Source organism: Dyella sp. 01N448 (assembly GCF_056399225.1).
This window is the reverse complement of sequence record NZ_JBFTQX010000005.1, coordinates 426,449-450,213: the sequence shown is the minus strand read 5'-3', so window position 1 is coordinate 450,213 and position 23,765 is coordinate 426,449. Positions and strand designations below refer to the sequence as shown.

10 protein-coding genes are annotated in these 23,765 nt (G+C 65.4%); 1 reads left to right on the top strand and 9 read right to left on the bottom strand.

Annotated features, from left to right (window positions below; all coding sequences use genetic code 11):
- Positions 1-2 precede the first annotated feature (2 nt).
- The 4 genes from AC1DKY_RS11665 to AC1DKY_RS11650 all read right to left on the bottom strand — a co-directional run bounded on the left by AC1DKY_RS11665 (position 3) and on the right by AC1DKY_RS11650 (position 15,878).
- Complete coding sequence (locus AC1DKY_RS11665; protein ID WP_441603192.1) at positions 3-6,446, bottom strand: amino acid adenylation domain-containing protein; 6,444 nt, start codon at positions 6,444-6,446, stop codon at positions 3-5.
- Positions 6,443-13,693 (bottom strand): hybrid non-ribosomal peptide synthetase/type I polyketide synthase, encoded by a 7,251-nt coding sequence (locus AC1DKY_RS11660; RefSeq protein WP_441603193.1) that lies wholly within the window; start codon positions 13,691-13,693, stop codon positions 6,443-6,445. Before AC1DKY_RS11660 ends, AC1DKY_RS11665 begins: the two co-directional genes overlap by 4 nt.
- Positions 13,694-13,728: 35 nt before the next feature.
- Positions 13,729-14,646 carry a cupin-like domain-containing protein gene (locus AC1DKY_RS11655; protein WP_441603194.1) on the bottom strand — a complete coding sequence of 306 codons (918 nt, stop codon included), beginning with the start codon at positions 14,644-14,646 and terminating at the stop codon, positions 13,729-13,731.
- Positions 14,647-15,026: 380 nt separating this feature from the next.
- Positions 15,027-15,878, bottom strand: coding sequence for a hypothetical protein (locus AC1DKY_RS11650; RefSeq protein ID WP_441603195.1), 852 nt, complete (start codon positions 15,876-15,878; stop codon positions 15,027-15,029).
- Positions 15,879-15,928: 50 nt separating this feature from the next.
- Between AC1DKY_RS11650 and AC1DKY_RS11645 the strand changes: the two genes are divergently transcribed.
- Positions 15,929-16,774, top strand: a complete 846-nt coding sequence (locus AC1DKY_RS11645; protein ID WP_441603196.1) for a J domain-containing protein — start codon at positions 15,929-15,931, stop codon at positions 16,772-16,774.
- A 106-nt stretch (positions 16,775-16,880) separates the two neighbouring features.
- Here AC1DKY_RS11645 and AC1DKY_RS11640 read toward each other — a convergent pair whose 3' ends face one another.
- From AC1DKY_RS11640 to tviB, 5 genes are all read right to left on the bottom strand, one after another.
- Positions 16,881-18,281, bottom strand: coding sequence for a TIGR03013 family XrtA/PEP-CTERM system glycosyltransferase (locus AC1DKY_RS11640; RefSeq protein ID WP_441603197.1), 1,401 nt, complete (start codon positions 18,279-18,281; stop codon positions 16,881-16,883).
- A gap of 186 nt (positions 18,282-18,467) precedes the next feature.
- On the bottom strand, positions 18,468-19,223 hold the full coding sequence (locus AC1DKY_RS11635) for a 4'-phosphopantetheinyl transferase family protein (protein ID WP_441603198.1): 756 nt from the start codon (positions 19,221-19,223) through the stop codon (positions 18,468-18,470).
- Between the two features lie 16 nt (positions 19,224-19,239).
- The gene (locus AC1DKY_RS11630) at positions 19,240-20,898 is read right to left on the bottom strand and encodes a GMC oxidoreductase (RefSeq protein ID WP_441603199.1); all 1,659 of its coding nucleotides are present in this window, start codon (positions 20,896-20,898) and stop codon (positions 19,240-19,242) included.
- 102 nt (positions 20,899-21,000) lie between these two features.
- Positions 21,001-22,011, bottom strand: a complete 1,011-nt coding sequence (locus AC1DKY_RS11625) for an NAD-dependent epimerase (RefSeq protein WP_441603200.1) — start codon at positions 22,009-22,011, stop codon at positions 21,001-21,003.
- An 11-nt stretch (positions 22,012-22,022) separates the two neighbouring features.
- Positions 22,023-23,300: a Vi polysaccharide biosynthesis UDP-N-acetylglucosamine C-6 dehydrogenase TviB gene (gene tviB, locus AC1DKY_RS11620; RefSeq protein ID WP_441603201.1), complete on the bottom strand. Its 1,278-nt coding sequence runs from the start codon at positions 23,298-23,300 to the stop codon at positions 22,023-22,025.
- Between the last annotated feature and the right edge of the window lie 465 nt (positions 23,301-23,765).

Below are 23,765 nucleotides of genomic sequence, written 5' to 3'. Positions count from 1 at the left end.
TGTCACCGCCGCCCGAACAATTGCCGCAGGCGTCCGCCCAGCGACGCCGCCTTGCCCGGTTCCGTGAGATCGCCTTCAGGCAACGCAGCCGCCAACGTGGCAAGCGGACTGGTGGCCACGTCCAGTAGATTGAGTTTCACGCCGGTTTCCTTGCGCACCTGCGTAACCATTTCGATGGCCAGCAGCGAGTGGCCGCCGATATCGAAGAAGTTGTCGCTGGCACGCACGTCGTCGGCGCCGACCAGGCGGCACCAAAGCTCGCCGAGGTAGCGCTCGCGCGGATCGTCGCTGGCACTGACACCGGGCTCGGCGTCCACTGGCGAGGCGCTGTGCAGCAGTGGCGGCGGCAGTGCCTTGCGATCGGTTTTGCCATTGGGTGTGCGTGGCAGTGCCGACAGGCGCACCAGGTGCTGCGGCTGCATGTAGCTGGGCAGGCGTGCAGCCAGTTGGGCTCGCAACTTGGGCCACAGCTGCTCCTCGTCCTCGTTGCACACGGCATAGAGCACGAGGCGCTCATCGTTCGGCGCGATGTCGCGCACGACCACCACGCAGTCAAGTACGCCCGGCTCGGTGCGAGCCACGGCTTCGATTTCGCCGGGCTCGATGCGGTAGCCGCGCAGTTTCACCTGGAAGTCGATGCGGCCCAGATGTTCCAGCGTGCCATTGGCGAGCCAGCGTGCGCGGTCGCCCGTGCGATAAAAGCGGGCGCCGGGGGCGTAGGGATCGGCCGGGAAACGTTCGGCGGTCAACTCATCGCGATGCAGGTAACCCAGCGCAACGCCATCGCCACCGATGCACAGCTCGCCCGGCACGCCGATCGGGCAATGCTGGCCATGCTCGTCCAGGATATGAATGGTGGTGTTGGCAATCGGTGTGCCAATCGAAATGCCGCGCTCGGGATGTTCCACGCGCCAGCAGGTGGACCACACCGTGGTTTCGGTGGGGCCGTACATGTTCCACAGTTCGCAGCCGCGCGCGAGCAAGGACTCGGCCAGATCGGCCGAGAGCGGCTCGCCGCCGCACAGCGCATGGAAGCCATGCGGCGGCTGCCAGGGCGTTTGCAGCAACAGGCGCCAGGTCACCGGGGTGGCCTGCATCATGGTGGCGGCGTGGGTGCGCAGCAGCTGTTCGAGCGCGTCGCCGTCGGTGGCTTCCTCGCGTGTGGCCAGCAGGATTTCGGCGCCCACGCTCAGTGGACCAAACAGTTCCAGCACGGCGATATCGAACGACAGCGTGGTCACGGCGAGCAAACGGTCGTCCGCGCACAGGCCCGGGCGTTGCGTCATCCCAGCCAGGAAATTCACCACCGCGTGGTGCGCAATCGCCACGCCCTTGGGACGTCCGGTGGAGCCGGAGGTGTAGATCACATAGGCGACAGAGCGGCCATTGTGCGCGGGATCGGCGGGCAGGCGTGTGGTGGGCAGCGCATCGAGTTCGTCGGCCGCCTCGTCGAGCAGCAGGCGAGAGGTGCCTTCGCTGTCGATGCGGCTGGTCATCGCCGTTTCGGTCACTAGCACGCTGAGATTCGCATCCTGCGCCATGTACGAGAGGCGGTCGGCCGGGAACTCCGGGTCCAGCGGCACATAGCCTGCACCGGTCTTGAGCACGGCAAGCACGGTGGCGAGCATGTCGATGCCACGGGTGAGCGACACGCCCACCAGGGCGCCGTGGCGCGCGCCGCGCGCGCGCAGGGCGTGCGCGATGCGGTTGGCGCGTTGATCGAGCTGACGGTAGCTGAGCAACTCACCGTCGCAACGGATGGCGTTGCGCTCCGGGGCCAGATCGCATTGCTGCTCAAACAAGCTGTGCAGCGCGACATCGGGAACGTCCAGCCGGGTTTGATTCCACTCGGCCAGCAAGGCGCTTTCATGCGATGGCAGCAGGTCGAGGCGTGCCACGGTGCGCGCCGGATCGGCCAGCGCGGAAGCCAGCAGCGTCTCGTAGCAGTCGCGGAAACGTGCTGCCGTGCGCGCATCGAAAATATCGCTGTTATAGGTGATGCCGCCGAGCAGGCCGTGTTCCTGCTCGAGGAACCACAGGCCGATATCGTCGGCGGCGCCGCGCTGGAACACCGGCAGGTGCTCATGGGCCAGCTCGCCCCACGACACGATGCGACGGCGCGCGTCCTGGAAAGAGAACATCGCCTGCGAGATCGGCGGGCGGCTCTCGTCGCGTGCCAGACCCAGCGAGAACACCAGCTGCTCGAATGGCACATCCGGATGCGCAAAGGCATCCAGCACCACCTGGCGCACCTGGCGCAGCACGTCGCGGAACGGCGCTTGGGGATCCACTTTCACCCGCAGCGGCAGCGCGTTGACGAACAGTCCCATGATGCCTTCAGTCTCTACCCGATCACGGCCGCGGACCGGCGTGCCGACGATCAGGTCGCGCTGTCCGCCAAGGCGATGGAGCAGCACGTAGTAGGTGGCCAGCAGCACCATGAAGGGCGTGGCTTCCTCGCGTTGGGCAAGCGTGTGTACGGCGGCCGCGCGTTCGGCAGGAATGCGCACCCATTCGGTGGCGCCGGCGCCGGACATGCGCGCCGGGCGCGGGCGGTCGGCGGGAAGTTCCAGTGGTTCCAGTGCGCCGTCCAGCGTCTTCAGCCAGTGCGCGAGTTGCTGTTGCACGTTGTCGCTGCGCATCCAGTCGCGGTGCCAGGCGGCGAAATCGCTGTACTCGACTGTCAGCGCAGGCAGGCCTTGGCTCTCGCCAGCACAGCGGGACACATAGGCGCGCGAGAGATCTTCGTACAGCAGATCGAACGACCAGCCGTCCCACACGATGTGGTGGGCCATGAAATAGAACACGTGGTCGTGTTCATCGATACGGAACAAGCGCGCGCGATACAGTGGCGGCCGGGTGAGATCGAAGGGTACGGCGATGTCCTGCTCCAGCGCCTGGCGAATGGCGTCCAGACGCGCATCGGCGGGCAGGTGGGTCAGATCCTCCAGCGGCAGCTCCGGCAGCAGCCCGGCGTGAATACGCTGGACGCCACCGTTCTCGCCGGCTTCAATGGAGGTGCGCAGCGCCGGCTGGCGCTGCACCACGTCGCGCAGCGCCTGGCGGAAGGCATCCACGTTCATCGGCCCGCGCAGACGATGCGCCGAAGGTGTGTTGTAGACCACGCGCCCGGGATGCAGTTGTTCGAGATACCACAGGCGCTGCTGCATGGACGACAGCGGCGCGACCTGACGATCGGCAAGGCGCGGGATATCCACGGCAGCCGCAGCGCTGGCAGGCGCGCGATGGCTATCGATGGTGTCGGCCAGGCCCTCGATGGTCGGCGCATCGAAGAGCGTGCGGAAAGAGAGCGCGATGCCAAACTCGCGATTGAGCCTCGCGGTCAATTGAGCCGCGAGCAGCGAATGGCCGCCCAGCGCAAAGAAATTGTCGCGCACATCCAGCTCGGGCAGCGCAAGCACCGCTTCCATGGCGCAGGCGACGCGACGCTCAGTTTCGGTTTGTGGCGCACGACGGTCCCGGCGCGCTTCGGCGACGGGTTGCGTGGGCGCGGGCAATGATTTGCGATCGATCTTGCCATTGGGCAGCAGCGGTATCGCGCTCATCGCCACGAAGTGCTGCGGGATCATGTAGTCGGGCAGGCGCTGGCGCAGGGGAGGGCATAGATCCACCGTCTCAAGATCCACGCCTTCTGCAGGCACCACATAGGCCACCAGGCGCACATCGCCGGGGCGATCCTCGCGCGCCATCACCACCGCGCGTGCGACTTCAGGCAAATCAGTGAGTGCGGTTTCGATTTCGCCCAGTTCGATGCGGTAGCCGCGGATTTTCACCTGGAAGTCGAGGCGTCCCAAGTGTTCCAGCTCGCCCTTGGCCAGCCAGCGGCCACGGTCGCCGGTGCGATACATGTTCGCCTGTGCGTCGCCGGTGAAGGGATCGGGGATGAAGCGTTCGCTGTTGAGCTCGGGACGGTTGAGATAGCCCAAAGTGACGCCGTCGCCGCCGATATAGATTTCACCGGGCATGCCCAGCGGGCAGGGCGCGCCCGTTTCGTCGAGCACGTGCACCGTGGTGTTGGCGATCGGACGGCCGATGGTGATGCCCGAACGCGGATGTTGCGCGCGCCACAACGTGGACCACACCGTCGTTTCGGTGGGGCCATAGGCGTTCCACAGCTCGCCGCAACGGGCCAGCAGGGCTTCGGCCAGATCCAGCGGCAGCGGTTCGCCGCCTGCGATCGCCTTGAAGCCGGCGTGGCCTTCCCAGCCCGATTCCAGCAGCACGCGCCAGCCCGCGGGCGTGGCCTGCATCATGGTGGCGCCGCTGCGTTCCACCAGCTGGCGCAACGCGGAGCCGTCGCGCACATCGTCGTGTCCAGCCAGAACCACCGCTGCGCCCACGCTGAGCGGGAGCATCAGTTCGAGGAAGGCGATATCGAAGGACAGCGTGGTGACCGCAACCAGCCGGTCGTTCTCATGGATGCCCGGCTCGCGCTGCATGCTGCTGATGAAATTGGCGGTGGCGCGATGAGGTACGCGCACGCCCTTGGGCTTGCCGGTGGAACCGGAGGTGTAGATCACATAGGCGACGGATTCGCTCGTGGCCGAGCGCTCGTCGCGCACCAGGCGCTCGGCGCTCATGGCATCGATAAGCGCGGCGTCGCGTTGCAGCGACAGCACGTTGGCCGCTGGGAAGTCGAAGATGGCGGAAGCTTCGTCGTCGACGACCAGGGCAGCCAACGCGGCGTCCTGAGCCATGAAGGCGAGGCGTTCGGCAGGGAAGCCCGGGTCCAGCGGTACATAACCCGCGCCCGATTTCAGCACGCCCAGCAGTGCAGCGATCATGTCGCTGCTGCGCGCCACCGACAGGCCGACCAGCTGGCCCTGGCCCACGCCGCGCTCGCGCAGGACGCGCGCAATGCGGTTGGCTCGAGCGTCCAGCTGCGCATAGCTCAGTGAGGTGTCGCCGGGGATGGCAACGCGTGCCGGGGCACGATCCACCTGCTTCTCGAAGTATTCGTGCGCGAGCTGCTCGGCGGGATAGGCCGAGCGCATCGGTTGCAACGCCATCAGCGCGGCTTGAGCCGACGGCGACACCAGGCCCAATGCATTGCCGGCGGCGTCGGGTGTGCCGATGGCCTGGCGCAGCAGCGTGGCATAGGCATCCAGCCACGACTGGATCGTGGCCGGTTCGAAAAGATCCCGGTTGTACTGGCATTCCAGGCGTATGCCGGCGGGCAGCTGCACGGCATTGACGAAGAGCTCGAAGTTCTCGAAGACGCGCGGATTGCCCGCAAATTCGAACGACAGCCCCGGGAAGCTCACGGTGCGCTCGTCGAGCGCCTGATCCAGATTGAACAACACGCTGGCCAGCGGCAGCCGGCCCGGATCGCGCGGCAGAGCCAGTCGTGCGAGCAGGCTGCCTAGCGTGTATTGCTGATGGTCAAACGCGTCGAGCAGATCGCCGCGCACCTGCTTGAGGCTATCGGCGAACGGTGCGGAGGTATCCATCATCACGCGCAACGGCAGCACGTTCACGCAGTGGCCCACCAGCTGATGCTGACCACCGGCCGCCTGGCCGGCGGAAGGAATGCCGATGACTACGTCGTCCTGCCCACTGAGGCGCTGCAGCAACAGACCGAACGCCGCGAGCAATGTGGCGTACAGACTGGCGCCACGTTGTGCACCCATGCGCTTGACGTCGGCCACCAGCGAGGCGTCCAACAGCAGGTCTTCGCGCAGCGAATGGAAACTGCGCTGGCGCGGACGCGGATGATCGGTCGGCAAGTCCAGTGAGGGCGTTGCGTTGGCGAAGCGGGAGATCCAGTACGCCTCGGCAGCTTTGCCTTCCGCGCTCTGCGTGTGTTCGGCTTCGGCCAACGCATAGTCGGTAAACGGATCAGCTGGCCCCAGCTCCTGTCCCATGCCCACTTGCTGCGCATACAGCGCGGCAAGATCGCGCACGATCACGCCGAACGACCAGCCATCGCAGACGATGTGGTGCGCAGTGAACACCAGCAGGTGTTCCTGCGAGGAGAGTTCCAGCAGCTCGGCGCGTACCAGCGGGCCGTTGTCCAGGTCGAACGGTTCGCTGACCACGCGGATCAGTGTGGCATCGATCTCGGCCTGCTGTTCGTCCGGCCCCAGCCACGACAGTTCGCGCAGCGGGCAGGGTAGATCCTGTTGCGTGGCGATGCATAGTTCGCTGCCGTCATTGGCAAAGGCGGCGCGCAGTGCCTCATGGCGTTCCACCAATTGCTGCAAGGCAGTCTGCAACGCCTCGACGTTGAGATCGCCGTGCAACCGCAAGGACACCGACTCGTTATAGGCCAGCGAAGCTTCCGGCTCCAGCGTGGAAGCAAGCCACACCTCGCGCTGCGGCGCGGTAGCCGGCGCAACTCGCGCCAGCGTGGCACCCGCAAACGGATCGTAGTCAACCGCGATCGCGTCGGCATCGGGCAGTTGGGCAGGCTCGTTCGGGTTCATGCATTGACCCTCATGAACTTGCCCGGCACGTCGGGATTGGGCACGAACCACGCGGGGTTGCCGTCCTGATCCTTGCCCAGCCGCGCGCCGACCACCGGTGGGCGGTTGGCGTCGATGGCCAGCGCTTCCACGCGCTTGTTGCGCGGCAGGAATTCCGCTTCCTGCATTTCCAGCACCGATTCCTTGTACGCCTTGGCGATGGCCTGGAAATCGTGTTCGGTGTGAGCGGTGGTAAAGAAGCAGGGGAAGTTGTCCAGCATGTGGATGCCGCGACTGCGGATCATGGCGAACAGCAGGTCCTGCAGCGGATGGTCTTCGGTGAAGTTGGTCTTCCACACCGAGGCGAAGTGCACCAGTTGCAGCGGCGCACCGACGCTGGCGCAGAACGCATTGAGCTCGTCCATCAGCAGGCTGGTGCGCGCGTTGAGGCGCTCCTGCAGGGCGGCGCCGTTCTGCTTGAGATGGTTGAGCACGGCATGCGCGGCCGCCAGCGCCAACGGATGGCGCACGAAGGTGCCGGCGAAATAGGTGACGCCCACGGTGGGAATGGAGGCATCGCCGTACTGCCAGCCGCCGCCGTCCAGCGCATCCAAGTAGCGACGCTTGCCGGCGATCACGCCGATCGGGAAGCCGCCGCCGACCACCTTGCCGTAAGAGGCCAGGTCCGCATCGATGCCCAGCACGTGCTGCGCGCCGCGCGGATGCGAGCGGAAGCCGGTGACCACTTCGTCGAAGATCAGCAAGGCGCCGGCATCGGCAGTGATCGCACGCAGCTCCTTGAGGAAGTCGCGCGGCTGGAAATCAGGACGACGGCTCTGCACCGGCTCCACCAGTACGGCGGCGATGCTCGACGCGCGCTCGCGGATGATCTGCAAGGTTTCCGGCGTGCCGTATTCCAGCACCAGCACGTTTTCGGAGGTATTGCGCAGGATGCCCGGCGCGGCCGGCACGGAGCGCAGCTTCTTGCTGCCGCGCACGATCACTTCATCGAAGATGCCGTGGTACGAGCCGGTGAAGATCACCAGCGTGTCGCGACCGGTCACGGTGCGGGCGATGCGGATCGTGCCCATCACGGCTTCCGAGCCGGTATTGCACAGCGCGGCGCGATCGAATCCGGTCAGCTCGCATACCTGCTCGGCCACTTCGCCGGCCAGTGGATGCTGCGGGCCGATCTCGTAGCCAGCATCGAGCTGGCGACGCACGGCATCGAGCACGAAATCCGGCTGCCAGCCGAACAGGTTCATGCCGAAGCCGTTGAGTGCATCGATGTATTCGTTGCCGTCCAGGTCCCACACCTTGGAACCCTTCGAGCGGTTCACCACGATCTGGTAGATCATTTCCTTGAGCAGCGGACGGAAGCCGTTCACCACGCGCGGATCGGCCAGGTGATCGCGGTGACGCTGGGTGTATTCCTTCGAGGCGCGCGTACGATCGATATAGCGGCGCATGAAGGCTTCGAGGCGGGCGCGCTGGCGGTCGCTCAAATCCGTTTGATTGGAGTGGATGCGCGCAATCGCGCCGAAGGCCTTCTTCACATCGTAGGTGGTGTGGGCGAGCGCGGCCTCCTCGTCCTGCGCCGGCGCCTGGGCCTGCGCGGCCTGCGCCGTGGCTGCCACGGGAGCGCTCTGCACGGGCGCCGCAGCAACGGCGTGCACGGGTGCGGCAGCCGCCGGCACAGCTGCGATGCTTGCACCGGCGAGCAGCGCCAGTTGCTGCTGCATGATCTGCATCTGTTGCTGGATCAGGTCCTGCACGATATTGCCGGTGGCGGCAACCTGCATGACCGGCGCGACGATGGCGGCGGGAGCCACGGTCGCGCCGGCTGCAGCGGGAAGGGCGGGTGTGGCCGGAGCGGAGGCATCCGGCGGCAGCATCTGGTCGATATGCATGGCGAGGCGCTCGAAGGAGGAAAACGACTCCATCAATTCGCGGAAGGTGATCTTCAACGCGAAGGTCTTCTGCAGTTGCAGCGCGACCTGGGTCAGCGAGAGCGAGTCCAGGCCCAGTTCCACGAAACCCGCACTGGGATCGACGCCTTCCAGCTCGCTGCCGGAGACATCCTCGAACAGCTCGGTGAGCTGTCCGAGCAGGCGGGTGTGACGGGCCGAGCCGGCGTTGGCGCCGGAAACGTTGACATCCATGGTGAGCTCCACAACGGGTGCAGGCGTAGGGGCAAACAACGAAACGACGTTGTCGGGGATAGCGGGCGGGGCGACGGCAGCCGCAGCTGCGGCCTCGACCCAGTAGCGTTTGCGTTCGAACGGATAGGTCGGCAGCAGCACGCGGCGACGATTCGCGCGGCGATCCAGGGAGCACACCGCCACAGGCAGGCCGGCGCACCACAGCTCGCCCATGGCGGCCACCCAGGCCGCGCGCTCCACCGATTCGCTGTCGGCGAGGCTGGATACGATCTGATGCTTGCGGCTCGGTGCGTGCTGGCGTGCGAGCGTGCTCAATGCGTTGCGCGGGCCCGCTTCGATGAAGACACGCGGCTGGTCGCCCAGCTGACTCAGCAGTGCAGGCGAGAAGCGCACGGTGCCGCGCAGATGGCTGGTCCAATAATCCGGCGACATGGCCTCGGCGGCGCTGAGCGGCTCGCCAGTCAAGGTCGAAATGATGGTGATCGAAGGTGCGGCTAAGGCGATGCGCTCCACTTCAGTGCGGAATGGTTCGAGCACCGGATCCATCATGGCGGAGTGGAAGGCATGCGAGGTTTGCAGCACGCGGCAGGCCACGCCGTCGGCTTCCAGCTGCAGGCGGAACGCGTCGACTTGCGCGGCATCGCCGCTGACGACGCTGGCGTTGGGACTGTTTTCTGCCGCCAGTTGCAGTGCATCAGGCAGACGGGTGCGCAGCGCATCGGCACCGAGGCGCACCGACAGCATCGCGCCCGACGGCATGGCCTGCATCAGGCGGCCGCGGCGAGCGATCAGGCGTGCGCCATCGGCCAGGCTCATCACGCCGGCGATCACGGCGGCGACAAACTCGCCTACGCTATGGCCGATCATCGCCGCCGGCACGATATCCATCGACAGCCAAAGCTTGGCCAGCGCGTATTCGATCGCGAAGGTAGCCGGTTGCGTCAGCGAGGTTTCACGCAGGGCGGCCGCATCGCTATCGAACATCCGCTCACGCAGATCAAAGCCGAGTTCGCCGCGCAGCGCTTCCGCACAATCATCGATGGCGGCACGGAAAGTGGGTTCGCTCTCGTACAGCGCTTTGCCCATGCCGGCGTACTGCGAGCCCTGGCCCGGAAACAGGAACACGACTTCCGGCGCGGGCTTGGCTGATTCACGTACGTTGGATGCGGACAGCTCGCGCAGACGTGCGGCAGCCTCTTCGGCGTTGCTGGCAACCACACAAGCGCGGTGGGCAAATGCCTTGCGACCGTGCAGCAAGGTGCTGCTGACGTCGCCGAGGTTGATATCCGGGTTCGCGGCCAGATGTCCGGCCAACTTGGCGGAAGCGGCAGTGACGGCAGCTTGCGTGCGACCGGAAAGGAACAACAGCTGCGGACCCTCGGCCGCATCCGATGGCGTCATCGCCGGCGCCTGCTCCAGGATCACATGGGCATTGGTGCCGCCCACGCCAAACGAACTGACGCCGGCGCGCAGGGGCTGCTCGCCGGTCGGCCACGCGCGCAGCGCATCGTTGACGACAAAGGGCGAGTTGGCAAAGTCGATCTTCGGATTGGTCGCCTGCACATGCAGCGACGGAGGCAGCACGCGGTCGCGCAGCGATAGCGCGGTCTTGATCACGCCGGTGGCGCCGGCGGCAATCACGGTGTGGCCGATATTGCTCTTGACCGAACCAATGGCGCAGTAGCCGCAGTCGTCGGTGTGCTGGCGATACGCCGTGGTAAGGCCTTCGATCTCGATCGGATCGCCGAGCGGCGTCGCGGTACCGTGGGCCTCGACATAGGAAATGCTGCGCGCATCGACGTCGGCATCGGCCAGCGCCATGGCGATCACGGCTGCCTGACCTTCGCTGCTGGGCGCGGTAAAGCTCGCCTTGCCGCCGCCATCGTTATTGATGCCCATGCCGCGGATCAGCGCGAGTACCTGGTCGCCATCGCGCTGTGCGTCCGACCAGCGCTTGAGCAACACCACGGCGGCGCCATCGCTGAACACCGTACCCTGCGCGTCGGCGTCGAAGGTGCGCGTGTGCCCATCCGGCGACAGCATCGAGCCTTCCTGGGCGACATAGCCGCTGCGAGGCGGGCAGGTGACCGACACGCCGCCGGCAATCGCCATCTCGCACTGTCCGGCGCGCAGGGCCGCTACCGCCTGGCAGATCGCGACCAGCGAGGTCGAGCAAGCGGTGCTTACATTGACCGCCGGACCAGTGAGGTTGAGCTTGTGCGCCACGCGGGTGGCGAAGAAATCCTTCTCGTTGGCCAGCGATACCAGGAATGCGCCCAGCTTCTCGATCAGGTCCGGGCGATGCGTCAGGTGATGCTGGAAGTATGTGGCGTGATACATGCCGCCAAACACGCCCACCGGCGCGTCGTGGCGATCGGGCGTGTAGCCGCCGCGCTCCAGGCACTCCCAGCACAGCTCCAGGAAGATGCGCTGCTGCGGGTCCATCAATTCGGCTTCGCGCGGGGAGATGCCGAAGAAGGCGGCGTCAAAGTCCTCGACGCCATCGATGATGCCGCGCGCCGCGACGTAGGCCGGGTCGTTGCGCATCTCGGCAGGAATGGATGCGTCCAGTTCCTCGCGGCTGAAGTGCGTGATCGATTCGCGCCCCGCACAAAGATTGGCCCAGAACGCTTCCACATCGGCTGCACCGGGAAACCGACCCGCTGCCGCGATGATGGCCACCGGTTCACCGGCATCGCCCTGGCGGCCGCGTGACAGGCGCGAAGCGAGCGCCGACTTGTTCGCGCGCCCATCGATCAGCGATGCCAATGCGACGGGCGTGGGATCGGCGAAGAAGGCAGGGATGGTCGGCGCCTTGGAAACAGTGGCGTGCACGCGTTCCATCAGGCGAACGGCCAGCAACGAATTGCCGCCGAGGTCGAAGAAATGGTCCAGCCGGCCGACCTGGTCGATCTCCAGCACCTCGGAAAACAGCGCGCAAAGCTGCTGCTCCCGCTCACCCAGCGGCGGCGTGTAACGGTCGGCGAGCTCAGGACGGCCACGTCCGGGCGCGGGCAAGGCGCGGCGATCGAGCTTGCCATTGGTAGTGACCGGCAGGCTGTCCATGCGCACATAGGCCACGGGCACCATGTAGTCGGGCAGCGTTTGCGCAAGCTGCGCCCGCAGCGCACGCGCGGTCACGGCGGCATCCTCGGCCACGAAATACGCGACGAGCCGCTTCTGGCCCGGCTGGTCCTCGCGCGCGAGCACGGCGCTGGCGCGCACGCCGGGCAGGTTCTGCAGCGCGGCTTCGATCTCGCCGATCTCGATGCGGTAGCCGCGGATCTTCACTTGGCCGTCGATGCGCCCGATGAAATCGATGACGCCTTCGGGCAGCCAGCGCACCAGATCGCCCGTGCGATACAGGCGGTGGTCGCCACCCGCGAACGGATCGGCAACAAAGCGCGCCGCGGTCAGTTCCTCGCGCGCCATATAGCCGCGTGCAACTCCTTCGCCACCGATGTAGAGCTCGCCGATCACGCCCGGCGGTACCGGCTCGCCACGTGCATTGACCACGTACAAGGTGGTGTCGGCGATGGGGCGGCCGATGGGAATGGCGCGCAGCGAGGCATCCAGCGGATTGGGAAGCCGGAACGTGGTGGCAAACGTAGTGCATTCGGTGGGGCCGTAGCCGTTGATCAGCGTGGTGCCCGGCAACAGCGACTGCGCCTTGCGCATATGGGCGACGGAGAGTGCTTCGCCACCGGTGAGCAACTGTTCCAGGCCGTGCAGGTGGCTGCCATCCTCATCGATGATGGCGTTGAACAGTGCGGCAGTGAGCCAGGCGATGCGCGCCTCGTGATGGCGGATGGTGGCGGCCAGACCCGCACCGCTGGGCACGCGTTCGCCATGCACGATGCACGTGCCGGCATGGAGCAGCGCACCCCAGATCTCGAACGTGGCGGCATCGAAGCCCAACGGCGCCGCATGCAGCACGCGGGGACTTTCACCGAAGTCCACATAGCGTACGTCGCGCACCAGGCGGATGATCGAGCGATGACGGATCTCCACACCCTTGGGCGTGCCGGTCGAGCCGGAGGTGTACATCACATAGGCGAGCGCATTGCCGTCGATGGCGGGCAAGGCCACATCGTCGCCGGATTGCATCAGGGCCGCGATATCCAGCACGGTCGCGGCCATGCCGTCGGGCACGTCGATGCCATCGGCGACGATGACGGCCGCGGCTTGCGCGTCCTGCAACACAAACGTCAGGCGCTCCGCAGGATAGGTGCGGTCGAGCGGCAGATAGGCGGCGCCAGCCTTGAGGATGCCGAGGATCGCCACGATCGCGGCCGGTGAACGGTCCAGCAGCAGGCCGACCGCGGCTCCCGGTGTGACACCCGCATGGATGAGGCCGGCCGCAACGCGATGGCTGGACGCGTGCAATTGCGCATAGCTCAGCGCGCCTGGCGGACCATCCAGTGCGATCGAGTTCGGATGGGCAAGGGCGACATCGGCAAACAGCCCGTGCACGGTGTCTTGCATCCGGCGCGGCATGGCCGTGTCGTTCCAGCCGGCAATCACGCGCTCGAAGGTTTCCTGGTCGAGCGCGTGAATGGATTGGAGCGCATCCTCGTGGGCCAGCGCATGCAGCAGTTGCGACAGCGCGTGAGCAAGCGTGAGCAGCATCGACTCGTCGAATACGGCTGTGTCGTAGTCCAGTTCGATATGGTCGCCGCCGGGCGACAGACTCCAGCGCAGCGGCAACGACGTGTGTGCGGGAGCGTCGTCGCTCCATGCGCCAATGGCGCTGGCCGCGGCGTCCTCAGCCGCTGCGGGCGTGGCATGCGTGAGCAGCCACGCATCCACCGTGCCCTCACTGGGCACCTTGTGGAAGATATTGCCTTGCGCCGTGCCCAGCACGATTTCCGCCTGTCCCGTGAAGCGCGACTCCAGCAAGGCCAGTGCAGCGCGCCGCAGCAGCGCGGGTGCGGCGCCCAGGCGCGCTGCCCGTGCATCGAGGCTGTGCAGTACATCGGCGTCGATCGCCATGCTCAGCCGCTGCACCGAACCCGTGACCGGGACCGGCGTCTGGCGCACCAGTACGTCGAGCAGCGACAGTTCGCTGCTGGCCGACGAGGTTGCTGCGATGTGGTGCTGATTCATGGGCGTTCACCTGCGCGCGCTTGTGGCGCGATCGATCAACCGGCGATGGCGTAGTCCGCGCCGTCCGTATAAGGCTGCTTGCCGAGCGAGCGCCGCAGCCATTCGCGTGTATCGATGGCCGAGCGGAAACCCGCGTGCAACAGGAAGTCGAGCGCTGCGTTCTGCCCCACGGCCGGCGGAGCGATGCCCCAGCCGCGCAGGCGTTCGTGCGCCGCATGCAGCAGGCTGTCGCGGCGGGTGGCGTGGGTGTAGTAGGTGAAGCTGATGGTGACCGAGGCGTTGTCGCCGTTCTCCACCATATGCGGGCTGGTCGAGGGCATGTACGCGCCCTGGCCAGGCTCTAGATGAAAGACCGTGGCGCGCTCGCGCAGGCTGTCGTCCCAGTGCAGGCGGTCGCGCTCGTGGCAGGCGTGGAAGCGATCCCGGGCTTCCTCACTGGCGGCGACCGTGTCGCGGTGATCCCACACGTAGAGCGTCTTGCGTCCGCTCACCTGCAGGATGAAATTGTGTTCCTTGTCGAAATGGAACGGCGTCACCGTGTTCGGCGAGGTGATGAAGATCCAGCCGCCGCGATAGCACATGCCAGGATCGAGACGATCCACGCCGGGCTTCACGTCGTCGAGTACTTCGTCCACCAGCGAGCGATAGGTATCGTCCGTCTGCACATTGAGCAGCGACATCCAGGCCTTGGCCTGCTCGATCTGTTGCAGCGTGCTGGCGGCCGTCATGCGGTTGGGATGGAGCTTGGGCGCCGTATTGAACGGCGTGCCAGGGGTGGCGTCGCTGCTATGCGTACGTACGCGGCCGCGCGATTCGAGGCGCTTGCTCAGCTCCACCAGCGAAGGCAACTGCAGCAGCGGGTGGTCCATCAGGCGATGGCGTATCGGCTGGATACGCCACGGATCAAAACCATCCCAGTCCACCTCAATCAGCCGGTCGGCATCGGCGCTCATGTTGTTTCCCCCTGAACAAGCGTGGTTCGCGTGACTGCGAGGTCTCAACCCATCCGGTGGTCGACGGTCGCTTTATGCAGCGAGGATCGAAAGCCGATCCGTTCACGTCGTGATGGCAATCCCCCGGAGCCTTGTTCCGTTGCCTTGTCATGCAACCGCGCTGATACATCGGAACAGGGCTAGTCTCCGTCGCAGGCGTTTTTGTGTGAATACGCCCTAAGCAGCAGGGCGGACGCAATCAATTACGCCGCACAGCCCCGACGGAATAGGCTGTTAGGGGTAGCCATGCAGCGATGACGCGAGGTCATAAAAACGCACGGCGATGCTTGCACCGTAAAAGTGATACACGCCTGTTACAGGTGCGATCCGTCGCGGCGGTTTCAGGGTGCCTGGAAGGCGAATAGCCAGAGGATGGCGCCCTGTGCCGGCGAGTCGTTCCAGGTCACCGAGTAGGTGCCGGCCTTGTCCACCTGCTTGATCGCCACCGCGCATTGCACACCGCTGTTGGGCGGCAGGTGCAGGTAGCTGTCGATCACCTTGAAGCCGTCGCCGGGGACGGCGCTCATGTTGTAGATGTAGGCCTCGCCCAGCCACACGGCCACCAGCGTGGCAGGCCCGGTGGTGGTGACCGTGCCGCTGGTGAGCGTCGTGTTGGTGGTGTCGGGACCGCCGGTCATGCCTTGCCACGCACGCGTGAGCTTGTTGGCGGCGCGGGCCGTTACGCCGGGCGTGGGGTAATTCTGTGCCACGTCCTGCAGCTTGCCGGCCTGGACGATTTCGATGAACGGAATGGTGATTTCGCCGTTCGGCGAACCGGCTTTGAGCACCTGAACGGTATGGCGTTTGCCGCCATGGGCGCCGATGGCGATATAGGCGCGCGCATTGAAGCGGCCGTCGTAGCCGTTGTACGTGACCGCGTCGCCCACCCGTTTCCAGGTATTGGCATAGCTGTCGGTGGGTTCGGCGTCGTTGTCCGCGTGGCCGGCCACCAGTACCAGCAGCGAGCTGCCGGCATCCTGCGTGTGTATCGCCGAAGTAACAGCCGGCGAGCTGCCGTCACCTTCGGACTGGTTGAGCATGGTGTGTGCGCCAAGCGCGGGCGGGTGCTGCATGGTCGACACCACATCGTCGAGGGTGGCCCAGGCGGGCAGGGCGACAACCAGCAGCATCGCCAGCAGAGCCGCGCGCGCGGGGCGCGCACGCGCAGATAACAAGGAGAAACCTGCGTGCATGGGTGCATTCTCCTGTCGCATTGGATTGATATTGTGATTCGTGATAGGTCGTGTCAAGCTCGGGGTCACCTGTCGAATGGACGGCCAAACGACGCGACAAGGTGACCGGCGCGAGCCACACGCAGTCCTCGCGCAACGATAGTCAGGCGCCATGGTTGGGGACAGTGGTGACGCACGAGACCGATTTTCTCGACCTGTACCGACGGCTGGGTTTGAACCCCGGTTGCGGGCTGGACGAGTTGAAGCAGGCGTACCGGCGGCATGTCGGGGCGATGCATCCCGACCGCCACGCCGGGCGCCCTGCCGACGCGCGCATGGCGTCGCGCCTGCAGCGGCTCAATGCGCAGTACGGCGCGGCCATGGATTTTCATCGCCGCTACGGGCGCCTGCCCGGCGCACCGCAAAGCTCGGCGTTTACCACCATGTCCGGCAACCGCGACCTGTCCGGCACGGTGCGCGAGATGCCCGATCCGTTTGCCGCGCGTCGAACCGCGGCGGCCGCCGATGCCACGCGGCACAGCGAGCCGGCCGCCGGCGGCCGGCGCTCGCACGCCCGACTCGCCATGTTGTTGGTGATCGTGGCGCTCGGCACCTTGGGCTGGGCGATGCATGAGGCCTCGTTGTCTACGTCCGATGGCAACGACGACGACACCAGCGTGCAGGCTGGCACCGGCAGCGTGTCGCACGAGGCCGCGGCCGAGGGTGTCGTCCTGCACGTGGGCATGTCCGCCGCCGATGTGCGTTCGGTCGAAGGCGAGCCGCTCGCCGTGCATGGCGAGCTGTGGGAATACGGTCCGTCGTGGATCCGCTTCGATCATGACGAAGTGGTGGAATGGCATAGCTCGCCATTGCATCCCTTGCACACCGAAGCGCACGCCACCTCGCTCACCCGCTGACGCAGGACCGCACGGGTCGCCAGGCGGCTGCCACACGCGATCTGATGGTAGGTCAGATCTCATCGTGTGCCTCCACCACCCGGCGGCCCGTGCGGTCGATGTTGATTCAACGCGCTCCGCGACCAAACAGCACCACTTCCACCGTCTGGATAAGAATCAACAGGTCCAGCAGCAGGTTGTGATTCTTCACGTAGAACAGGTCGTATTTGAGCTTTTCGGCGGCTTCCTCGACGGTCGCACCGTAGGGGTAACTGAGCTGCGCCCAACCGGCCAGGCCGGGCTTGAGGCAGTGGCGCAGGCTGTAATAGCGGATCTGCGTGGCCAGATCGGCCACGAACTGCGGTCGCTCTGGACGCGGGCCGACGATGCTCATGTCGCCCTTGAACACGTTCCAGAGCTGCGGTAGTTCGTCGATGCGAAGCTTGCGGCTGATGCGGCCGACGCGGGTCACGCGGTCATCGTTCTTCGCGGCCCAGCGTGCAATGCCATCGCGTTCGGCATCGGTGCGCATGCTGCGGAATTTCAGCAGGAGGAAAGTGCGCCCGTGCGCACCCACACGCTCCTGGCGATAGAGGATGGGCTGGCCCGCACCGGATTCGATGGTGATGGCCAGCGCCTCCAGCAGCATCAACGGCCAGCACAGCAGCAACAGCAGCGCCGCCGCACCAAGATCGAAGCAACGCTTGCTCAGCTGCCGCAGCGGCGTGGCATTGAACCCGCCGGAAAACACCAGCCACGACGGATCGAGGATGGTGAGCTGCAGCCGACCGGATTCGCGCTCGAAGAATGAGGTGAGATCGGTGATCGTGATGCCCATCTGGCGGCATTCCAGCAAGTCGTCCATGGGCATATGGCCGCGACGGTCGTCGACGCCCACCACCACTTCGTCGATCTGCTGGCGCAGCACCAGTACATGCAGCGGCAGGTTGGTGCGGATCAGGTGGTCTTCGGGCACGGCCACCGTCTCGTCGATGCGCGGCACATAGCCCACCACGCAGAACCCGCGGCGATCGGTGCGGCGACGCATCTGGTTGTGGATCTGCGCCGCACGATGGCCGGCGCCAAGAATCAGCACGCGGCGCTTCAGCGCCTCCACTTCCACCAGCTGGAGAAACAGCAGGCGGATGCCGAGCACCAGGATGAATCCCAGCAGCAGTGCGATGGCCAACACGCCGCGGCCGACATAGGCCTGCGGTACCACGTAGTAACCGACGACCAGCAGGATGCCACCCAGCACGAAGGCCACGAACTGGCGTGCGAGCAGGCCGAAGCGCGTCATGCGGATATGCGCCTGGTACTGGCCCAGCGCAATCATGCCGATCACCAGGATGCCGGCGAACACCAGCGAGCGCTCGGGCAGGTGCACGGTGAACTCGGCCAGTTCATCGGCGTTGTGCGCGTAACGGATGTAAGTGGCAAGCGTCAGCGACATGGCCAGCAACATCAGCTCGCAGATGCCGAGCAAGGCTAGCCAACGCATCGATTGCCGGCGCAGAAAACGAAGCATCCGATCCCCCTACGTCCCCGAGTATGGCCACGTCCCGTGGCGCAATGAGGAGGCTATCGCGGCGCGTTCATAGGTGTCGATGCAACTTACGGAGGAGCGAAGGCACAGCCTGTTCGGCTGTCTCAGCGCTGTTACATCCACCCGTCCGCTCACGGCAAAGCGCACAAAACCAGACGAAAACTGCAGTCAGACCTGGTGCAACGAATGGCGTGCAATGTCGTCGGCGAGCGCGAGTGCACCCACCCAGCCAACCGGCATAGCCAAGGGAGAGAGACGGCAGGGCGGCACGTCCGTCATGCCGATGGGCGGCGCGATGCCGACGCCGATGGCGGCGTCGATCGAGGACGGTGGCACGCGCAGACCTACCCCAAATGCCTTGAGCAGAGCTTCCTTGCGCGTCCACAGTTCGAGCAGTGCCCGCGTGCGCGCCTCACCGTCCAGTGTGGCGATCGCCGCCGCTTCCGCCGGGGTGCACAGCACGCCGGCGATGTCATGGAGGTTGGTGCGCGGCGGGAATCCTTCGATATCCACCCCGACCGCTGCGCCTTGCGCGATCGCCACCGCCACCATGGTGCCGCTGTGACTGAGGCTGGTCACCAGGCCGGTGCCGGGCAGCAAGGGCTGCCCGTTGGGTGAGCGCGACAGCTCCACCAGCGCGGGATCGATGTTCAGCGTGATGCCTAGCGCCACCCGCCAGTAGGCATGCGCGATGGTGTAGGTGTCCTGGTCCAGCGCGTGGCGAAAGCGCACGGCGCGCGCAGCTTCCGGAGGCGACAGCAGACTGGCTGCCTCGTTGCGCAGCTGCCACCACGGGGCGCTGTCGAACACGATGACGCGTGCCTCGTCCGCACTCGGCGGCGCGAAGCGGCAGGCGCGCAGCGAGGCCGCGACGCGGTGCGTGAAGCGCGAAAAGGTGGCCTGGCGAAGCATGGTCGCGTGCATTCCGTTGTCTCTTTCCTTAGAGGATGCCGGCCATCAGCAGTGCTCGCAGCTCGTCCGCAAGCCTGAGGCTGAGGGCCACGATGGTGAAGGTGGGAAAGGCCCAGCCCCCGGTGGGGAAGACCGAGCTTCCCGCGATGTGCAGGTTGTCCATGCCATGCACTTTGCAGTCCCGATTGACTACACCCTTGCCTGGGTCGTCGGACATCCGCGTGCTGCCGATGTGATGCGCCGTCCCATGCACTTCGGGCGTGGTGTGCTGGTCGGCGAGCCAGGGCGCCAGTTCGAAATGGCCGTTGCACAGACGTGCCAGTTCGTTGCCGAACAAGCTGGCCGACGTGCGATAGGTATGGAGGTCCAGCGGCGTAAGTCGCCAATCCACGCAGACTTTGCGCTGTCCCAGGGCGTCGGTCTCCTCGCCCAGCGTGATGCGGCTGTCGCGATTGGGGGCCTGCTCGAAATAGCCGACCAGTTCGACGTGGCTGTTGCGCACCGCCGGACGGTCGGTCAGCTTGTGGACCACCGCCTTGGCGATGTCGCCGATGCCCAGGCCCAGCTTCAAGGCCGTAAGGCCGATGTTGTTTGGCGCGGCGACCACTTCCGATGCCGGCGCATTGCGCAGCGCCGAGGACAGCAGGGCCTCCAGTTGCGCGTTTTCGTCCTGCATCGGCTTGCGCTTGATGGAACGCAGCTCCCGCAGGGCGCGGATACCTCGCGGCAGCGGGCCTTCCACACCGAACGGATGCACGCGGCCATTGAGTACGCGTTGAGATCGTTGGTAGTCGGGCGACAGCGCGATCTCCGGAAATGCCATGGGAGCGTTCTTGCCGTGCAGGCGTTCGTAGGGTGCGGTGACGCGGTGCGACTGCTTGGCCGTGAGCGTGCCCAGCGTGCCGCTGGGATGATCCATGAAATAGCGGCCGACCACGTCGCGCTGGTTGCCCAGGCCTTCGGGCACCACCGAGTTGGAAAGCAACAGCAGGCGCGCGTTCTCAATACCGCCGGAGGCGAGCACGTAGTGGCGGGCCCGCACTTTGCTGCGATGCCCCCCTAGCGAACCGATGGCCGCTTCCCGCACACGCGCGCCATCCTGCGATGGCAGGAGCTCCATCAGGTTGGCGTGCAGCAGCACCAGGATGTTCGGCGCGTCGTCGAGCACGTCGCGGTAGGCATCGCCAAACAGGATGCCGCTGCGCGCAAACAGCTGGTTGACCAGCTTGTCGTCGTCGAAAGGCAGCACCGGCCGCGCGGTGGGTGCTGTGAATGTGCCCTCGGTAAAGCCGATGTCGCCAAGCTGGCAGAAGGAGAGGGCGCGTGCGTAATACGGTTCGAGTTCGTCGTAGCCGATCGGCCAGCCGCTATCGGGCACCCAGTCGCGTGGCTTGAGATCATCGCTGCTCAGCGTGATGCAGCCGCCGCCCCACAGATTGCAACTTCCACCGAATACCCGCATGCGCGAGGTGCTGGGATCGAAGTCGACATGGCCGGCCGAGCTGCCCTCGTACAAGGCCTGGTTGCGCTGTTCCGCGCCCATGCCGCCACTCTCGAGCAGGCAGACCCGTACGGACGTCCCAATGAAACTGTGAGCAATGGCGATGCCCGCAGCGCCGGCGCCGACGATGCACAGGTCGGCTTCGACATCCTCGGGATGCACGTCGCTCAAGTAGTCGATGATCACACCAACCCCCTAGGAATCCACGTTCTTCACAACAGTGTTATTCGTGGATCTGGTCCGTGGCGCAACGCGCAGTCGCTCCGGACTGTTGGCGGCCTTAGTCGATCACACGCGATAGTACTCGCGGTACCAGCGTACAAAGTTGGCGACCCCAGTTTCTACCGACACCTGCGGCCTATAGCCAACGGTCTGTATCAGGTCCGTTACATCGGCTTCGGTGTCAGGAACGTCGCCCGGCTGCAGCGGAAGCATCTCCATGATGGCCTTGCGGCCGAGGCATGATTCGAGCACTTCGATGTACTGCAGCAGTTCGACCGGACGTTCGTTGCCGATGTTGAACAGGCGATACGGCGCGACGCCGCTGGTGGCCGGATCGGGCTGGTTGCTGTCCCAGTGCTCGTCGATCGGCGGCACCTTGTCCAGCGTACGGATCACGCCTTCGACGATGTCGTCCACATAGGTGAAGCTGCGCTTGTGCCTGCCGTGGTTGAACACGCGGATCGGCTCGCCGGCAAGGATGGCGCGCGTGAAGAGAAACAACGCCATGTCCGGTCGGCCCCACGGCCCGTACACCGTGAAAAAGCGCAGTCCGGTGCTTGGTATGCCATACAGATGCGCATAACTGTGCGCCATCTGCTCGTTCGCTTTCTTGCTGGCGGCATAGAGCGTCAACGGATGCTCGGCCGACTTGTGCTCGGAGAACGGCATGGCCGTATTGGCGCCGTACACCGAACTGGTGGAAGCGAATACCAGATGCTCCACGCCGTGATGGCGGCAGCCTTCCAGAACGTGCAGAAAACCGGTGACGTTGCTGCTGATGTAGACGTGCGGATTCTCCGCCGCATAGCGCACGCCGGCCTGCGCGGCCAGATGGACCACGCGTTGCGGCCGGTGCACGGCGAAGGCCTGCTCCATCGCCGCGCGATCGGCCAGATCGGCCTGGATATGGGTATAGCCTGGATGATCGGCAAAGCGGGCGAGTCGCGCCTTCTTCAGCGTGACGTCGTAGTAGTCGTTGAGGTTGTCCAGGCCCACCACCTCGTCGCCGCGCTCCAGCAGACGCTGTGCGACATGGGATCCGATAAAGCCCGCTGTACCTGTAACCAGCACTTTCATGATGCAGTTCCTTAGAGACGGCCGTCGACCGCTTCACGCGGCAGCACGTACTTCACGTCATACACCACCGACGACGACTTGCCGAATGCGCGGATGCCGGTGGCGCCCAGGGCCGTGAACTGACGATGGCCCACAGCAATGATTACCGCGTCGTAGTCGCCGTTATTCGGTGCTTCGATAGGTTTGAGCGCGTATTCGTGTTCTGCCTCAGCCACATTGACCCAGGGATCGTGCACGTCGACATCGGCGTTATAGCCGCGCAAGGCATGCACGATATCGACCACGCGCGTGTTGCGCAGGTCAGGGCAGTTCTCCTTGAAGGCGAGGCCGAGCACCAGGATGCGCGCGCGCACCGGATTGATGCCTTTGCGCACCATCAGGCGTATCACTTCGCTGGCCACATAGGGGCCCATGCTGTCGTTGGTGCGGCGGCCGGCCAGGATCACGTCCGGATGATGGCCGACTTCCTGTGCCTTGTGCGTGAGGTAGTAGGGATCGACGCTGATGCAGTGGCCGCCCACCAGGCCCGGGCGGAACGGCAGGAAGTTCCACTTGGTGCCAGCGGCCTGCAGCACTTCCAACGTGTCGATGCCCAGCTTGTTGAACAGGATCGACAAGTCGTTGACCAGCGCGATGTTGAGGTCGCGCTGCGTGTTCTCGATTACCTTGGCCGCCTCGGCCACCTTGAGCGAGCTGGCCTTGTGGGTGCCGGCGGTGATGATCGAACCGTACAGGCGATCGACGAAATCAGCGGTTTCCGGCGTGGAACCGGAGGTGACCTTGAGGATGCTGGTCACGCGGTGCTGCTTGTCGCCCGGATTGATGCGCTCCGGGCTGTAGCCCGCAAAGAAGTCCTGGTTGAACACCAGGCCGGAGCCTTTGGCCAGCAGCGGCACGCAGACTTCCTCGGTGCAGCCCGGATACACGGTGGATTCGTACACCACGATGTCGCCGCGTTTGAGCACCTTGGCCAGGGTCTCGCTGGCGCGGATCAGCGGCGTCAGATCCGGTCGCTTGGCCGAATCGATCGGCGTGGGCACCGTGACAATGTAGACATTGCAGTGGGCGAGGTCCGCCAGCTGCGAGCTGAAGCGAAGTCGTGGCGACTGCGCCAGCTCCTCGCGGTTCACTTCCAGCGTGTGGTCGATGCCGGCGCTCAGCTCATCGATGCGGCGTTGGTTGATGTCAAAGCCTACGGTGTCGTAATGCTTGCCAAATTCCACTGCCAGCGGCAGGCCCACATAGCCGAGTCCAATAATGGCGAGCTTGGTGTCTTCCAGATTTTGCATGCCGTTGTTCCGCTGTCCGTTGGCGAGGCGTTGATTCGACCCGCAGGTTATCCGATGGATCACCCGTTAGAGAACGAACGTGCAGCCCCCTGTGTTGATGCATGCGCTCAGCGGCAGGTGTGGTTGCACGAACCGCTGCAGGCGGCGAAAGGCTAACAGGGTCGCTGTGGTTTTCCGCTAGGCCAGAGGATGCTTATCGGATGGCGTATGTGCCGATGTGAACCGGCGCACTCGATGCGTTTGTGCTGACTGATGCCACGAGGGAAGGAAGGCCGCCAAGGCGGGTGACCGGAGGGTGATGCGGCAGACTCTTGCAGGATATTGCGAATGATTCACAGTCTTGTTAACGTGAAGGCACGATCGTGCCTGACGCCAAACGGGGTGCGTCGCTCGTTGTCCTCGACCCGTCGGTGGTACGGCCGGCTGGCCTCTGGGAGCCGGCGTTCGACTGTGCGAAGGACCGGG

Excerpts from the sequence above, each read along its gene's own strand:
- AC1DKY_RS11665 (WP_441603192.1), bottom strand. The coding sequence starts at position 6,446 with ATGAACCCGAACGAGCCTGCCCAACTGCCCGATGCCGACGCGATCGCG.
- AC1DKY_RS11635 (WP_441603198.1), bottom strand. The coding sequence starts at position 19,223 with ATGCACGCGACCATGCTTCGCCAGGCCACCTTTTCGCGCTTCACGCAC.
- AC1DKY_RS11650 (WP_441603195.1), bottom strand. The coding sequence starts at position 15,878 with ATGCACGCAGGTTTCTCCTTGTTATCTGCGCGTGCGCGCCCCGCGCGC.
- AC1DKY_RS11640 (WP_441603197.1), bottom strand. The coding sequence starts at position 18,281 with ATGCTTCGTTTTCTGCGCCGGCAATCGATGCGTTGGCTAGCCTTGCTC.
- AC1DKY_RS11655 (WP_441603194.1), bottom strand. The coding sequence starts at position 14,646 with ATGAGCGCCGATGCCGACCGGCTGATTGAGGTGGACTGGGATGGTTTT.
- AC1DKY_RS11625 (WP_441603200.1), bottom strand. The coding sequence starts at position 22,011 with ATGAAAGTGCTGGTTACAGGTACAGCGGGCTTTATCGGATCCCATGTC.
- tviB (WP_441603201.1), bottom strand. The coding sequence starts at position 23,300 with ATGCAAAATCTGGAAGACACCAAGCTCGCCATTATTGGACTCGGCTAT.
- AC1DKY_RS11660 (WP_441603193.1), bottom strand. The coding sequence starts at position 13,693 with ATGAATCAGCACCACATCGCAGCAACCTCGTCGGCCAGCAGCGAACTG.